At 43.8% G+C, this 14394-nt stretch carries 13 protein-coding genes; 1 reads left to right on the top strand and 12 read right to left on the bottom strand.

Annotation, left to right across the window (positions count from 1 at the left end):
- Nucleotides 1-7: 7 nt before the first annotated feature.
- The 5 genes from era to lepA form a co-directional block, all read right to left on the bottom strand.
- Nucleotides 8-913: a GTPase Era gene (gene era / locus B4F66_RS09635; protein WP_292355516.1), complete on the bottom strand. Its 906-nt coding sequence runs from the start codon at nucleotides 911-913 to the stop codon at nucleotides 8-10.
- Nucleotides 910-1593: a ribonuclease III gene (gene rnc, locus B4F66_RS09630; protein WP_292355514.1), complete on the bottom strand. Its 684-nt coding sequence runs from the start codon at nucleotides 1591-1593 to the stop codon at nucleotides 910-912. Before rnc ends, era begins: the two co-directional genes overlap by 4 nt.
- A complete protein-coding gene (locus B4F66_RS09625; protein WP_292355512.1) occupies nucleotides 1590-1976 on the bottom strand; it encodes a DUF4845 domain-containing protein in 387 nt (128 codons plus the stop codon). The genes rnc and B4F66_RS09625 overlap by 4 nt, the downstream gene beginning before the upstream one ends.
- Before the next feature lie 387 nt (nucleotides 1977-2363).
- On the bottom strand, nucleotides 2364-3125 hold the full coding sequence (gene lepB / locus B4F66_RS09620) for a signal peptidase I (RefSeq protein WP_292355510.1): 762 nt from the start codon (nucleotides 3123-3125) through the stop codon (nucleotides 2364-2366).
- 13 nt (nucleotides 3126-3138) lie between these two features.
- A complete protein-coding gene (lepA, locus tag B4F66_RS09615; protein WP_292355508.1) occupies nucleotides 3139-4935 on the bottom strand; it encodes a translation elongation factor 4 in 1797 nt (598 codons plus the stop codon).
- Between the two features lie 265 nt (nucleotides 4936-5200).
- On the opposite strand from lepA, the gene B4F66_RS09610 reads away from it, so the two are divergent.
- Entirely contained in the window at nucleotides 5201-6556 is a 1356-nt protein-coding gene (locus B4F66_RS09610) for an MATE family efflux transporter (protein WP_292355506.1), read from the top strand.
- 84 nt (nucleotides 6557-6640) lie between these two features.
- On the opposite strand, the gene B4F66_RS09605 is transcribed toward B4F66_RS09610, so the two are convergent.
- The 7 genes from B4F66_RS09605 to B4F66_RS09575 all read right to left on the bottom strand — a co-directional run bounded on the left by B4F66_RS09605 (nucleotide 6641) and on the right by B4F66_RS09575 (nucleotide 14392).
- Nucleotides 6641-8659 carry a TonB-dependent receptor domain-containing protein gene (locus B4F66_RS09605; protein ID WP_292355504.1) on the bottom strand — a complete coding sequence of 673 codons (2019 nt, stop codon included), beginning with the start codon at nucleotides 8657-8659 and terminating at the stop codon, nucleotides 6641-6643.
- Nucleotides 8660-8774: 115 nt separating this feature from the next.
- The gene (locus B4F66_RS09600; RefSeq protein WP_292355502.1) at nucleotides 8775-10124 is read right to left on the bottom strand and encodes a sensor histidine kinase; all 1350 of its coding nucleotides are present in this window, start codon (nucleotides 10122-10124) and stop codon (nucleotides 8775-8777) included.
- A complete protein-coding gene (locus tag B4F66_RS09595; RefSeq protein ID WP_292355500.1) occupies nucleotides 10121-10825 on the bottom strand; it encodes a response regulator transcription factor in 705 nt (234 codons plus the stop codon). Before B4F66_RS09595 ends, B4F66_RS09600 begins: the two co-directional genes overlap by 4 nt.
- 168 nt (nucleotides 10826-10993) lie before the next feature.
- The gene (locus B4F66_RS09590) at nucleotides 10994-12424 is read right to left on the bottom strand and encodes a DegQ family serine endoprotease (RefSeq protein WP_292355498.1); all 1431 of its coding nucleotides are present in this window, start codon (nucleotides 12422-12424) and stop codon (nucleotides 10994-10996) included.
- The gene (locus tag B4F66_RS09585; protein ID WP_292355496.1) at nucleotides 12424-12846 is read right to left on the bottom strand and encodes a SoxR reducing system RseC family protein; all 423 of its coding nucleotides are present in this window, start codon (nucleotides 12844-12846) and stop codon (nucleotides 12424-12426) included. Before B4F66_RS09585 ends, B4F66_RS09590 begins: the two co-directional genes overlap by 1 nt.
- 5 nt (nucleotides 12847-12851) lie before the next feature.
- Entirely contained in the window at nucleotides 12852-13823 is a 972-nt protein-coding gene (locus B4F66_RS09580) for a MucB/RseB family sigma factor regulatory protein (protein ID WP_292355493.1), read from the bottom strand.
- A 2-nt stretch (nucleotides 13824-13825) separates the two neighbouring features.
- On the bottom strand, nucleotides 13826-14392 hold the full coding sequence (locus tag B4F66_RS09575; protein ID WP_292355491.1) for a sigma-E factor negative regulatory protein: 567 nt from the start codon (nucleotides 14390-14392) through the stop codon (nucleotides 13826-13828).
- Nucleotides 14393-14394: the final 2 nt, after the last annotated feature.

The raw sequence follows: 14394 nt of genomic DNA, 5'->3' as shown, positions 1-14394 counted from the left end.
TGCCTAATCAGAGATCGTCGTTATAGCCCAGATTTCTGAGCATGCGCTCGTTATCAGACCAGCCCTCACGCACTTTGACCCATAATTGTAAGAACACCTTACAGTCAAATAACTTTTCCATATCTTCGCGGGCATCTTTACCGACTTGCTTGAGCAACTCACCTTTTTTGCCAATAACAATGGATTTCTGACCACTGCGTTCTACATAGATAACAGCGCTGATACGGTACATGCCGTTATCATCTTCAAACTGTTCGATATCTACAGTTAGTGAATACGGCAATTCCTGGCCTAAATGACGGAACAGTTTTTCACGAACCATTTCAGCGGCCAGAAAACGTGAGCTACGGTCGGTGAGCTGATCTTCATCAAAGATCATCTCGCCTTCTGGCATTAATTTATATATCGATTCTTCAAGAGATTCCAGATTGATGCCTTTGCGGGCTGATAATGGCACGATATCAGTAAATTTAAACAATGCAGCAAGCTTTTCTACCTGTGGAAACAAAGTAGCTTTATCTTCCAGTTTATCTATTTTGTTCATCACCAAAATGACTGGCTTGCTGGTCCCCTGCAGTTTTTGCAAAACCCGCTCATCTTCCTCAGTCCATTTCATACCTTCGATTACAAACACCACCACATCCACATCTTCAACGGAAGCGGCTGCAGCACGGTTCATATAGCGATTCATGGCCCGTTTGCCATCACTGTGGATACCAGGTGTATCAACGTAAATGAACTGTCCCAATTCCGAGGTTTTAATCCCCAGAATGCGGTGACGGGTGGTTTGCGGGCGACGCGAGGTAATACATAACTTTTGACCCAACACCCGATTAATCAGGGTGGATTTGCCGACATTGGGACGGCCTATAATGGCTACATAGCCACTGCGAAAAGCAGGTTGATCATTCATAATTTTGACTCGATTAGCGTCAGGGCGCGTTCAGCGGCTTTTTTCTCAGCCTTACGATGACTGCTTCCCTGAGCCACCACTAATTTATTCAGCAAACTTACCTGACAAGAGGCTTCAAAAACAGGCTGTTTATCAGCGGATTCAATTTCTCTCACACTGTATAGCGGCAAAGGTAATTTGCGGCTTTGTAGTAATTCCTGCAAGCGGGTTTTGGGATCTTTTATGGTTTCAGTAACATCAATAGAATCCAGCCGTTCATCATAAAGACGCAGAATCAACGGCTTGACGATATCAATGCCACTATCCAGAAACAGTGCACCTAGAATGGCTTCTAAGGCATCGGCCAGAATTGACTCACGGCGGAAACCACCACTCTTCAATTCCCCCTGTCCGAGGATTAACACATCACCCAATTTGAGTTCACGGGCTATTTCCGCCAGGGTTTCCCCTTTCACCAGGCTGGCACGCAGGCGACTCATCTTGCCTTCCTTGGCTTGGGGAAAACGATTAAACAGTTCTTCGGCAATCACGAAACTCAAAATCGCATCGCCCAGAAATTCCAGCCGTTCATTATTTTTTGGATCAGCACTGCGATGTGTCAGTGCCTGCAATAACAATGTTTCATTTTTAAATTGAATGCCAAGTTGCTGGCAGAGTTTTTTCTGTTTGATGCTTGTCATCGATTTGTCGGTTCCGGTTCCACATCCACTTCTGTCACAAAATGCCCAACTAAATCAATGTGGGCAAAAAACGGCTTCCGCACTTCATAATCAAGCACTATTTTGGTGACATAGGCATTGCTTCTGCCACGGAATAATTCGATATTTTCTTTTTTCACACTGGAGATATAACCGGTATTAAACCTTTTACTCAGTAGTAACATTACTTGTTGATTGCTCAGCTTATTGTTTTTTAATTCGGTTTCCATAGACTTCATGATTTGCAAAACACCATAGTATTCCTGGTACATCGGTACCAATCGCATGGTTAAAGTGGCAAAAAATGCGATGATTGCCAGTACTATCACCCAACTGATTAGTGTCATTCCCTGTTGTTTTTTCATGATGCACTCCTAGGTCTTGTTTATCTTTCACATCCACCACTGCTGGCGACTATTTTTGTATCCACCAAGGCCGAAAGCACGCAATGTTGCCTTCCGTCATAAGTTATTCACAACGCAGTCGGACGCAAAAATAGTCCCAGCCCTTTGGGTTGTGACTGAAAAAGCGTCACTCTGCGTTACTCGTCGCTTATTTAGAATAACTAAAAGGCGCTCCTCGTGCCTTGATTTACACTTTTTCAGCTCACAACAGAGGCGGATATGAAAGATAAAACAAGCCCTAGAGTCTAATTATCTTCCCTCCCCATCACTGCTGGAGGCTCCTTTCATCAAACAAGGTGGAAATGATGTATTAGATTCTAAAATCATTTCCAATGGAAAAACTCGCTCTTAGTTAATAGAGCTTCCCACCCTTGACCAGACCAAACCACCCTGGTCCCAATCCCAGCTCATCCAGACAAAGAAGGCTTTGCCGACAAGATTTTCTTCCGGCACAGTTCCCCACACACGGCTGTCATTACTATTGTCGCGGTTATCACCCATAACAAAATAATGGCCTTCCGGAACTGTAACCTCACCTTCCATTGATTGACGTTGCGGATCCAAAAATATTTCATGAGGTTCAGCGTCCAGAAATTCATGCTTCAGCTGTACTCGCGGCGCAATGATACCCAGCATTTCTACTGGTTTATCAACTACCTCGGTTTTAACTTCCTGACCATTTATGTACAACGTTTTATTGAAATAACCAACTTTGTCGCCCGGTAAGCCAATTACCCGTTTGATATAGTCAATTTCAGGTTGTTTGGGATAACGGAATACCATCACATCACCGCGTTCCGGCGAACCGGTATCGAGAATTTTAGTGTTAATGACCGGCAGCCGAACGCCATAGGAAAATTTGTTCACCAAAATAAAATCGCCGACATGCAAAGTCGGCAACATAGATTCTGACGGGATGCGGAACGGTTCAGCGATAAACGAGCGAATCACCAACACCAGCAACAGAATGGGGAAAAATGATTTGGCGTATTCAACAATCGCCGGTTCATTGTCATTTACTTTACGTTTAGGTGCTAACCAAAAGCGGTCCACCAACCATATCAGACCGGTTATCGCGACCAGTAACACCATTATTGCTGGGAAACTCACTTGACGCTCCTTATTAAGATTTCTTGGATAACTGCAATACCGCCAAGAATGCTTCCTGCGGCACATCCACTTTGCCGATGGATTTCATTCGTTTTTTACCGGCTTTTTGTTTTTCAAGCAATTTACGTTTACGAGAAACGTCGCCTCCGTAACATTTTGCCAAAACATTCTTCCGCATTGCCTTGACTGTTGAGCGCGCAATAATGTGTCCGCCAATAGCGGCCTGAATGGCGACATCAAACATTTGTCGCGGGATCAGCTCTTGCATTTTTTCAACTAACTGACGACCACGAGAAACGCTTTGATCTTTATGCACTATCATTGACAAAGCATCAACTTTTTCGCCGTTAATCAACACATCAAGTTTCACCAGAGGTGCCGCCTGAAAGCGGATAAAATGATAGTCCAATGAGGCATAGCCGCGGCTGACCGATTTGATGCGATCAAAGAAATCGATCACCACTTCATTCATTGGCAATTCGTAACTCAGTGCAACCTGTTTGCCCATGTAATGCATGGATTTCTGTACGCCACGTTTTTCTACACACAGGGTAATGACCGCTCCAAGATAATCCTGCGGCACCAGTATGTCAGCCGCTACGATAGGTTCACGGATTTCTTCAACGGAACCGGCATCAGGTAATGAGGCCGGATTTTCGATCTTAATTACATCACCTTTTTTGGTGACCACTTCAAATACCACGGTCGGAGCCGTGGTAATCAGATCCAGATCATATTCACGTTCCAGGCGTTCCTGGATGATTTCCATATGCAACAGACCGAGGAAACCACAGCGAAAACCGAAGCCTAAAGCCTGAGAGTTTTCCGGTTCAAAAAACAGTGATGAATCGTTTAATCGTAATTTGCCCAGTGCTTCACGAAATGCATCGTAATCATCACTGCTAACAGGAAATACACCTGCATAAACCTGCGGCGTTACCGATTTAAAGCCCGGCAACATTTCCGTCGCACCATGTTGAGCTGTCGTTAAGGTATCCCCTACCGGCGCACCATCAATTTCCTTGACCCCGGAAATAACATAACCCACTTCACCACAATTTAAAGCAGTGCGTTTACTGCGCTTGGGCGTAAATACGCCGACTTCGTCAACCTGATATTCCTGTCCGGTGGACATAACTTTGATTTTATCGCGGGTTTTCAGTCTGCCCTGTTTGATTCGCACCAAAGAGATAACACCGACATAGCTATCAAACCAGGAATCAATAATCAGTGCTTTTAATTGACCTTCTGGATCGCCTTGTGGTGGCGGAATACGCGCAACCAACTCTTCAAGGACTTCATCAATACCGACACCCGTTTTGGCACTGCAGCGTACGGCATTCAGTGCATCCACACCTATAATATCCTCGATTTCCTGAGCGACTCGATCGGGTTCTGCAGCAGGTAAATCAATTTTGTTTAACACGGGCAGAACTTCAAGGCCAAGATCGATAGCGGTATAACAGTTGGCCACACTTTGCGCTTCAACCCCTTGAGCAGCATCAACGACCAGCAAAGCACCTTCACAGGCAGCCAGTGAGCGGGAAACTTCATAGGAAAAGTCTACGTGGCCCGGCGTATCGATAAAGTTGAGGTGATAGGTTTCACCATCTTTTGCCGTGTAATCCAATGAAACACTTTGCGCCTTGATGGTAATGCCGCGCTCTTTTTCGATATCCATCGAATCAAGCACCTGTTGCGACATCTCACGTGCAGTCAGACCGCCGCAGATTTGAATAAAGCGGTCTGCTATGGTGGACTTACCGTGATCAATATGAGCAATGATTGAAAAGTTTCTGATATTTTTCATTGAATAGCGATTATGAACGTGTTGGAGGTTGAAATGACGTGTTGCAAAATGTGTTCAGCTCCATGTTTTAAAATGTGTTGCCAACGCGAAACACGCATCGAACAAATGACCCGGTATTATACGCACTTAACTGAGTTATAACGATAATAAATACCGCATTACTCAATCGTTTTGATGTGCTCCGGTGAAAAGAGCGCTGCTAAAATAAAAAGAATTATTAGCATTCAGCGATCCCCGACCCTACTTCTTTGAAAATGGAAACCAAATGCAGGCTAGCCACACCGACAATGACGTCCTCAACGGTCCGATTATTTCCACTTTTCTCCGCTTTGCCATTCCATCCATTCTGGGCTTGTTGGCGATTACCACCGCCAGCATAGTCGACGGAATTTTTATCGGGCAGTTTGTCAGTTCGGCGGGTCTGGCCGCCATAACGTTGTTGATTCCATTTTTTACGCTGATTTTTGCTATTGCTCTGATGTTTTCCATTGGTGGGGCTGTTCGTGCCGGTAGTTATTTGGGGCAAAACAATATCGAAGCCGCTGCTGCCGTGTTCAGTAAATGCCTGATAAGTATTTTAATTGTCAGTCTGCTGTTTATGGGGTTTTCACTCATTTTGGATCGACAAATACTAACGTTATTGGGTGCGCCGAATGAATTGATAACGTTGGTTCTGCCTTATTTTCATATTATTTGTGTGGTACTGGTTCTACAAGTGACCAGTATGGTGCTGTATTACTTTATCCGGCTGGATAACCGCCAAAAACTGGGGACATTCGCTTTGGTTGCCGGGGCGTTAATAAACATTGCACTTGATGCGCTATTCATTATCAGCCTGGAAATGGGGTTAAAGGGGGCGGCTCTGGCAACTCTTGCAGCACAGATCGTACAGATGCTGATTCTTTCAACGTATTTTCTCAGCAAAAATAGACGCTTAAGGTTACTTTTAATGCCGGGAAACTGGTCGGAGGTGACTAAAGTCGCTTACAACGGGCTATCAGAATTTGTGAATGAGCTTTCCGGTGGAATGGTGATTTTATTGCTTAACTGGCTACTGATTATCTATCAAGGAGTCAATGGTTTAGCGGCGTTTGCAGTGATTAACTATCTTATTTTCATCAGTCTGATGATTTATTACGGTATAGCAGATGCTCTGCATTTGTTAATCAGTCAAAATCATGGGGCTGCTCAGGCAAAGCGGATTCGAGACTTTTTAATCACGGCTATGTCATTGGTGCTGGTTTTATCACTTTTACTAATTAGTGTTTTACTGCTTTATCCACAGTGGTTGATACAATTGTTTTTGCAGGATAATGCCGTGGAAAGCCAGCAGTTATCTGCCGAGTTTATTATGCTGGTTTGGCCGTTATTTGTTGTCAATGGACTGAATGTCACGTTATCCGTGTATTTAACCGCTATGCAAAAGCCGCTACCATCTATGTTAGTTGCTTTAACCCGAGGCTTACTACTGCCTGCAGCTTTATTATTATTGTTTGTCACATGGTTGCCAGATAAACAGTTTCTTATCGCCCTTCCGCTGGCCGAATGGCTGACTTTTATTCTGGCTCTGGTGCTTTGCTGGAAATATTCTCCCAGCAATATTATTGAGAAAAAAAGTTAACCTAAATATAGAAAAAAGCCGGATGTCATTGCAACATCCGGCCAAAGCTCATCAAGCATTTTCAGGGAAAACCTGCTTAATGAATTAGAATTGCCAGGCCACGCTCAGACGAACATCACGTCCGGGTTCATTGTAGCCTCTCACTAAACCATAACCTGGTAAGCCAGTGAAATCGGCTACGCTCGCATGATCAATATAATTTTTATCAAAAATATTCTGTACCGTAAGCATTATCCGTACATCTTCTGATAATGACGGCCTCCATTGCGTATAAAAGTCATGGATGCCATAGCCAGGCTGGTCAATTTCTGCATCTGGAAATGTGGTTTGAGCCACAAAATCAATATCATCACGGCCTTTCACAAAACGCGCATTCCAACCAAAATTCCATTGTGAATTAAGTTGGTAATCAAGTTGAGCAATGAATGTGTCACGAACCGTATTAGCTATACCGTTATGATCATAAGCATTCGCTTCCACACCATCCACTTCGGCATCGTTGTAGTGATAGCTGACTCTCGCCATTAAGCTATCCCAGCGATGACCTATTTCCAGAATATAACCATCTGACTCTAAATCACCCAAATTATCAAAGATATTTCTGGCTGGGCCTACCGTTCCTGAAACGCCAATAACGTCTTTGATTTCACTTCTATAGGCTTTGGCAGAACCAAACCATGTTGCTGAGTCATAGGCAACACCGAATTCGATATTCTCTGCCTTTTCGGGTTTCAAATCCTCGGCTTGCGTTGTAAAGCCGAGTTTAAACGCATCCTGTGCCAAAGGACCTTTAAAGGCTTCAGCATAAGAAGCAAACACACTCCAATTATCGGTAAAGTGAAAATTTAGACCCACATTAGAACTGAGATCACTTTCATTATGAGATGTATTTCCAAAATCTGTATCTAATTCATAGTCATCGTAACGAAGACCCGCGGTTAACAATAATGCATCGGTTAACTGGATATCATCTTGAAGATAAACACCCTTGACCTTTGACTCATCTTTGTAATTCTCGCCATCCCCATCGGCGCTAGACTCATCTTTACGATAATCAACTCCATAGGTGATTTCATGCATACCTAAGATAGATGTATTACGTAAATCAAAACCAGTACTCTCGCCTGTGCCGGTGAAGGGACCGAAAAATCCGTCCTGAAAAAACTCTGTTTCGGTATTGTAAAGAGTCAGTGCCAGATCCACATAAGCATTATCAAGGGGGGTCAGCTCATAATTGAAAGTGGCTGTTTTCCTGTCACTATCAATTGGGTATATCAGATTCCCTCGGTTAGCTGGTGCTCCTGCTGGTGGAGGACTAAATATCCATTGAGGACGCTGGGTTCTATCGCCCTCATCTTTATGGTTTTCGTAACTCAGACGTACTGTTTGACTGTCAGTCAAGTGTCCGACAACTTTTGCAAACAGATACTCTTGATCAGCTTCTGTACCTGATACTTCATCACCATTTCCATCTTCGTAATTGTCGACATCTGATTGCGTATAAGAAACCATGCCGCTCCAGTCTTCGGTCAATTTCCCAAACAGAGTAGTACTCGTTTTAAAACTATCAGTATTGCTGGAGAACATGCCTTTTACCAGACCACCGAAGTTTTCACCCGGCTTCAGCATATCTTCTGGATCTTTGGTCACAAATTTAACTGAACCGCCTAATGCTCCTGGACCTGACAACGCATTTCCTGCCCCCGCATTGACTTCAACGCGTTTTAATAATTCAGGTTCAATACTGATTCGACCTGCGTGGTGAAATTGACGAGTCGCCTGCTGTGCACCATCAATAGTGATATTTAACAGCTGATCTTCAATACCACGAACATAGAGTTTTTGGGCAAACCCAGGACCACCGCCAATTGTCACTTCAGGCGACTGACTGAAGAGATCTTGCAAATCAGTTGCCTGTAGTTTTTCAATTTGTTCTGCTGTGACGCTATTGAGCTCTGGGGTAATAGTATTCCCCGTCACTTTAACGACATCTAGTTCAATACTTTCACTCTCTTCTGCCCAAACAACCTGACCTGCCAAAGCAGAAGCTATTGCCAATGTTAAAATCGTCGGACGACTTACAATACTCCGTTTTATACTCACACCAACCTCGCGAATAATAATCATTATCAAATAGAACAGATTCGCATTCTAGTCAGTGTGAACGGAGATTAAAACCAAATTTACAATTGTTACAATTAATTGAACTTGAGTAGGTTTAACTTTTGGAGGTCAGCGGCAATTCCATGATCATTGTTAATCCACCGTGCTCATGAATCTGTGCCCATAACTTTCCGCCTGTCGCTTCGACTTGACGTCTTGCAAGTGCGAGACCTACCCCGAACCCTTTATAGGTTTCAGATTGAGATCCCTTTATACGGTAAAACGGTTTGAAGATATTTTGCAGTTGTTCTCTGGCGACACCAGCTCCCTGATCATCAATCTGTAAATTGTAACGGTCTTGGTATCGTTTCAGCGTTAAGCTCACCGTTCCTTTTAGCGGTGTGTGCGAAAGAGCATTACGTAATATATTTTCAATCGCATGTCCTAAAGCACGATCACTGCTTTGCTGAAGATAAGCTGTTTCCGGTGTATGAACAGTAATGACGTGCCGGGGGAATTCAAATCGGGCATTCTCTACAATGCTGTCAATCAAGTCGGTCAAGTCCAGTGATGCATTTTGTAACGATGGTTGCTCATTCTCTAACCAGGCCAGGGTTAAAGTATCTTCCACTAACTCACGCATTTGCTGGCATTCATGACGGATACGTTGCAATGATTCATCGTCTGGAGTGGATTGTTCAGCGATACTTAATGCCAGTTCAACGCGCGTTAACGGGGTTCTTAATTCGTGTGATAAATCGGTGGTTAGATGACGTTGGGTCTGGATTTGTGTACCAATTCTTTCTGCCATGCTGTCAAAAGTACTGGCTAAAGCCGCTATTTCATCATTGCGTTTGCCAAGGTCATCACGCACTCTCACTTGATAATCACCCTCACTGAATTGCTTAGTGGCGGTTTCGAGTTGTCTTAATGGTGACATGACGTGCCGATAAATCACCACACTCAAGATAGCCAGCAAGAGCATCGGTAAAGCAATTTGTAGTAACAGACTGGTATAGGTCCAATAGCCTCCGGGTCGCATACGTTGTGGCAGACGAATCAGAAAATGGGTATGCCCATCTGCAAAGGTAATATCCATAATCGGATTTTGAGCAAAATATAAATGGATCTTCCAACTGATATCTCTACCCAATGCAAAATTTTCGACAAAATAGTCATCCATCTCACTACCTGCCAGTGGTGTGAGCTTTGAACGGATCAGTGCAACCCAGGTATCTTCCTGATGCTTTATATAGTTGATCCAATTTGCCAGTTTTTCATCCTCACCTTGCAGATACAGCATTTCAGCATGTCTTGCATAATCAATTAACTGCTGCTGATCCTGTTTATCAATAAAACTCATATGCTGCTCGGTCTGCAGAATTAAATGATGGATTATCCAGAACAAGGCAAGTGTTCCAAGCGTAATAGTCAGGGACAGTTTCCATAACAGGCGCCTTTTCATAACAGGATATAGCCCGCCCCATGGACTGTTTGCAGCCGGTCAACCGGCATGCCAACATCGATTAATTTTCGTCGGACCCGACTCATATGCATATCAAGGCTTCGATCATATCGACTGAAGTCGCGCTCCATCACCAGACGATAAAGCTGTGGTTTACTGAGCAGATGATTAGCGTGCTGCATTAGCGTCCACAGCAACTTGAACTGGATGGGCGTCAGCTGCACTGCATGCTCATGAAAAAAAACCTGCTGTTTCTGCCTGTCCAGCGTCAAACCTTCGTGTTGTAAAACAGACCCATTCAACTGTTGATAGCTGGTTGTGCAGGCTCTTCTGAGAATTGCCTCAATGCGGAGCACCAATTCAGTAAAATTAAATGGTTTTGGCAAATAATCATCTGCCCCATTTTTAAAACCCAGAATGCGCTCTTCTTCAGCACCATGAGCGGTAAGAATAATGACAGGCGTTTTACGAGTTTGTCGTAGCGTATTTAAAACAGAATAACCATCTCGTTCAGGCAGACTGATATCAAGCAAAATCAGATCGTAATGCTCACTAACCGCAGCAAGCAATCCATGTTCACCATCAAAGCATTGAGAAACGATAAAACGCTGTTTTTCCAGCAGCTGTTTTAGCTGATGATTTAGCACTAAATCATCTTCAATAATCAGAATGCTGTTGGAAATTTTATTTTTGTTGAACATGTAATGCAGGACTTTCTATCTAGATGATAATAATTATCATTAATGATAAAGCAAAATGATTCAATAAGAAATTTTGTTTTTTAAGTCCACCTATCGAACAAAAAAAAGCAGCTGTTGGAAATCCATCAGCTGCTTTTGAGGTATCAACCAGAATTACTTAATTAAAATCTATTCTGGAATTTTTAGCGCCAGGAACTGTGAAGCACCAGAACGCTGAACGAGTACAGGTATCGCTTTATTAGTAGGCAACTGTTCAGCCAACTCCATAAATTGTTTTGCATCGACAATCTTTTGATTGTTTATGCTTAGCAATATGTCTCCAGGAACAATACCGGCTAGTGCCGCTGGACCTGATTCAATTTTTCTGACTTCAACACCAGACTGATTGGGCCCTAACTCAGCACGTTGCTCTGCTGTCAGGTCGGTGACTTCAATTGCTAGACGACTATTGTAAAATTCACCTGTACGAGGCGCTGCACCACTAGCAACTTGCTCATCTTCAGGAAGTTCTTCCACGACCACCGAGAGCGTCATTTTCTTGTTATTACGCATGATCTCGGCTGTGGAGTTTTTACCGATTTCAGTACGACCAACAATTGGCGGTAAATCCGATGAACTATCCACAATGCGATCATCAAATTTCAGAATCACGTCACCCGCTTCAAATCCAGCTTTCTCAGCAGGACTTCCCGCAACAACACGGGAAACTAACGCACCACGTGGTTTGCTTAACCCAAAGGATTCTGCCAATTCACGTGTAACATCCTGAATAACAACACCTAACCAGCCGCGACTCACATAACCTTGCTCTTTAATCTGCTCGACCACATTCATCACAGTATCAACCGGAATAGCGAATGAAACCCCCATAAAACCACCGGTGCGGCTGTAAATTTGTGAATTTATACCAACAACCTCACCATCCAGGTTGAATAATGGCCCTCCAGAGTTACCCGGATTGATTGCCACGTCCGTTTGAATAAATGGCACATAGCTATCACTTGGCAGGCTACGCCCCAGCGCACTGACAATACCTGCTGTAGCCGAATAATCAAATCCAAAAGGTGAACCAATTGCCAACACCCACTCGCCAACTTGTAAATCGTTGGAATCGCCGAGCTTAACGGCTTTCAGATCCATGCCTTCGGCATCAACTTTCAATAAAGCAACATCACTGCGTTCGTCGCTTCCTAACAATTCTGCCACCAGCTCAGTACGGTCACTGAAACGAACAATTATCTCATCAGCGTCTTTAATGACATGATGATTTGTCAGAATAAATCCATCCTCAGAAAGAACAAAACCAGACCCCAGTGAGTTTGGTTGGGGGGCACGTGGTTGTGAAGGGTCACCAAAGAAACGTTTAAAAAAATCATCAAATGGTGTTCCTTCAGGCATTTCCATGCCTGGTGGAAGTTGTTGTGATGAGGCCATTTCTTTTGGCTTACTTGTGGTACTTATATTAACGACCGCATCGCCATTTTCAGCCACCAATTCAGTAAATTCGGGTAACCCCCCCCGTGCCTGAACGGCTGAACTCAACATTAACCACATCAGCAATGCCATTACCATTGCGCCTGTTGTTTTGTATTGCGTCATTATTTTTCCTCTATGATTTGAGTTTCAATGGCCACTTTTTGATTTTTGAGTCGAGTTTTGACCCAATAAAAGCCAAATATCAGACCAGCCAATCCACCAATAATTTCCAGCAATTCATTTGCAAAGATAAATCGACTGATGACTGCGCCCGCGAACATAAATAAAATCGGTAGCAGATACATCATGAAAGCACCGTGCAAAAGCGCTTCTTCCGGAATAGAAACATTCATTTGCTGACCAGGCTCTACGGCTTGCGTCTTGGGTACGGCAATGGTTGAAAAACGCCTACCTACATGTTCACTTAGCAAACCGGTACCACATCCTTTTTTTACCTGGCATTTATCACAGGTAGATTGTCGTTCGGCCTGCAACCAGATAGTTGATTCATCTGTACGTAGAACTGTAGCTTTTTGTTCAATCATCTTGGTTATGGACCAGCATATTCAATTGCTGCACCAATTTTTTCGACTGTTACAGCAGGTACTTCACCTACAACTGTCACAAAATGCGAATGTATCACGCTACCAAATGCATTTACGGCTCCCATGTGAGACCCTCCATGAAAATGGTTATGTTGGGCAAGCATTTTTTCAATAAATACCGATACTGAACTCAATCCATCACTGTAGACCCGCTGCTCAACATGTGCACCATTGTTGGCTCGCAGACGATTTTGATGGGCAACAAGGGTAAAACCATCCGGTAACCATTTTGACTGCCAATGGGAGAATGCGACTAAATCCTGGGTAGTCATTTCACCGGGCTCGGTACGATGCCAGATCATTTCGTTGCCCGACATCTGCGGCGCCAGCTCAGCATCTGCTATCTCAATTCCAGTTTCAATATCCGTAAATTCAAAGGTTTCCAGCACCTCATTATTTTCACCGATTAATTCTGATTTGAGTAATAAATCAGTTTCTTTATCCATCCACAGTCGATAGCCATATCGATAATTATCAACCGGTTTGATATCAAGTCGCTGCGTTAATTTACCCGCAATGCGGTCTTCTCCACCGAGTTTTAATTCATAAAAGGGAGTCGCTGAACGCAATCGCCGAGGGAGATCACTGGGAAATCCACGGCCTAAAGGTCTTTGACTGACGTTAACTTGCTTCCCATCCGGGTTGATACAGGTAACAGTATCATTGGAACGGAGGACTTCACGAGCTGAACCATTCAGTGAAACCAGTCTTTCAGATTCATTGCCATCATCATTACGATGATAAATACGCACTGACTGGAAAGTTTTACCGCTTTGATAGGCAAAAACGCCTTCATAATTGAGTTGCTTTGCTGCCTGGCTCATTCGCTCGAGTAATTCAATCGAAGCGGATCCTGCCTGAACTGCCGGAACAAACAACACCAGCAACGCAACGCAAAAACGAAATCGCTGGTACATTCCTATTGCTCCGTGCCATAAGAAACGACGCGACCGTAAGAAAACATCCCTGATGTGCCAACATATTCATTATGATCCACCAGATAATTATTAAGTCTGTCTTCAATTTCCGGTTCGGCGACAGTCCAGCGATTAGATTGACTAACCATAGTCGCTGGTGATTCATTCGCCACGACACTGGCTACGGGCACGCCGTTGAATCCTGTTTGCTGCTGTACAACGCCGACCACAGCAAGTGCTCCAACGGATGCAGCCATTGCCAGACCTGTTGCCTGTTTCCAGAAGTTTTTTGGAAAACGCAATAATTTTGCGGTAGGTTTATTTTGAGTAGGAATTGAATAAACCGGTTCAGCTTCCAGCGCAGCAGAAATGCGCGTTGTTAGCTCTAACGGTGATTGTGTAATGCTTCGCGTATATCCATGCAGGATATCGCTTGCCTGCTGAAATCGCATAAATGCTTCACGGACGCTGCTGTCATTGTTAACTAATTCCAACGCCTGTTCGAGTTCACTACCGGTCAGCTGGCCATCAACCAAAGCAGACACTAATTCGAGATGATTAATTGCCATTG

Source organism: Methylophaga sp. UBA3603, from assembly GCF_002375335.1.
Lineage (GTDB): Bacteria > Pseudomonadota > Gammaproteobacteria > Nitrosococcales > Methylophagaceae > Methylophaga.
Note: the sequence above shows the minus strand (reverse complement) of the source record. Positions and strands in the feature narration are given on the sequence as shown.

What these genes read in the sequence shown, in the direction of transcription:
- era (WP_292355516.1), bottom strand. Translation starts at nt 913, where the DNA reads ATGAATGATCAACCTGCTTTTCGCAGTGGCTATGTAGCCATTATAGGC.
- rnc (WP_292355514.1), bottom strand. Translation starts at nt 1,593, where the DNA reads ATGACAAGCATCAAACAGAAAAAACTCTGCCAGCAACTTGGCATTCAA.
- B4F66_RS09625 (WP_292355512.1), bottom strand. Translation starts at nt 1,976, where the DNA reads ATGAAAAAACAACAGGGAATGACACTAATCAGTTGGGTGATAGTACTG.
- lepA (WP_292355508.1), bottom strand. Translation starts at nt 4,935, where the DNA reads ATGAAAAATATCAGAAACTTTTCAATCATTGCTCATATTGATCACGGT.
- B4F66_RS09610 (WP_292355506.1), top strand. Translation starts at nt 5,201, where the DNA reads ATGCAGGCTAGCCACACCGACAATGACGTCCTCAACGGTCCGATTATT.
- B4F66_RS09600 (WP_292355502.1), bottom strand. Translation starts at nt 10,124, where the DNA reads ATGAAAAGGCGCCTGTTATGGAAACTGTCCCTGACTATTACGCTTGGA.
- B4F66_RS09595 (WP_292355500.1), bottom strand. Translation starts at nt 10,825, where the DNA reads ATGTTCAACAAAAATAAAATTTCCAACAGCATTCTGATTATTGAAGAT.
- B4F66_RS09590 (WP_292355498.1), bottom strand. Translation starts at nt 12,424, where the DNA reads ATGACGCAATACAAAACAACAGGCGCAATGGTAATGGCATTGCTGATG.
- B4F66_RS09585 (WP_292355496.1), bottom strand. Translation starts at nt 12,846, where the DNA reads ATGATTGAACAAAAAGCTACAGTTCTACGTACAGATGAATCAACTATC.
- B4F66_RS09580 (WP_292355493.1), bottom strand. Translation starts at nt 13,823, where the DNA reads ATGTACCAGCGATTTCGTTTTTGCGTTGCGTTGCTGGTGTTGTTTGTT.
- B4F66_RS09575 (WP_292355491.1), bottom strand. Translation starts at nt 14,392, where the DNA reads ATGGCAATTAATCATCTCGAATTAGTGTCTGCTTTGGTTGATGGCCAG.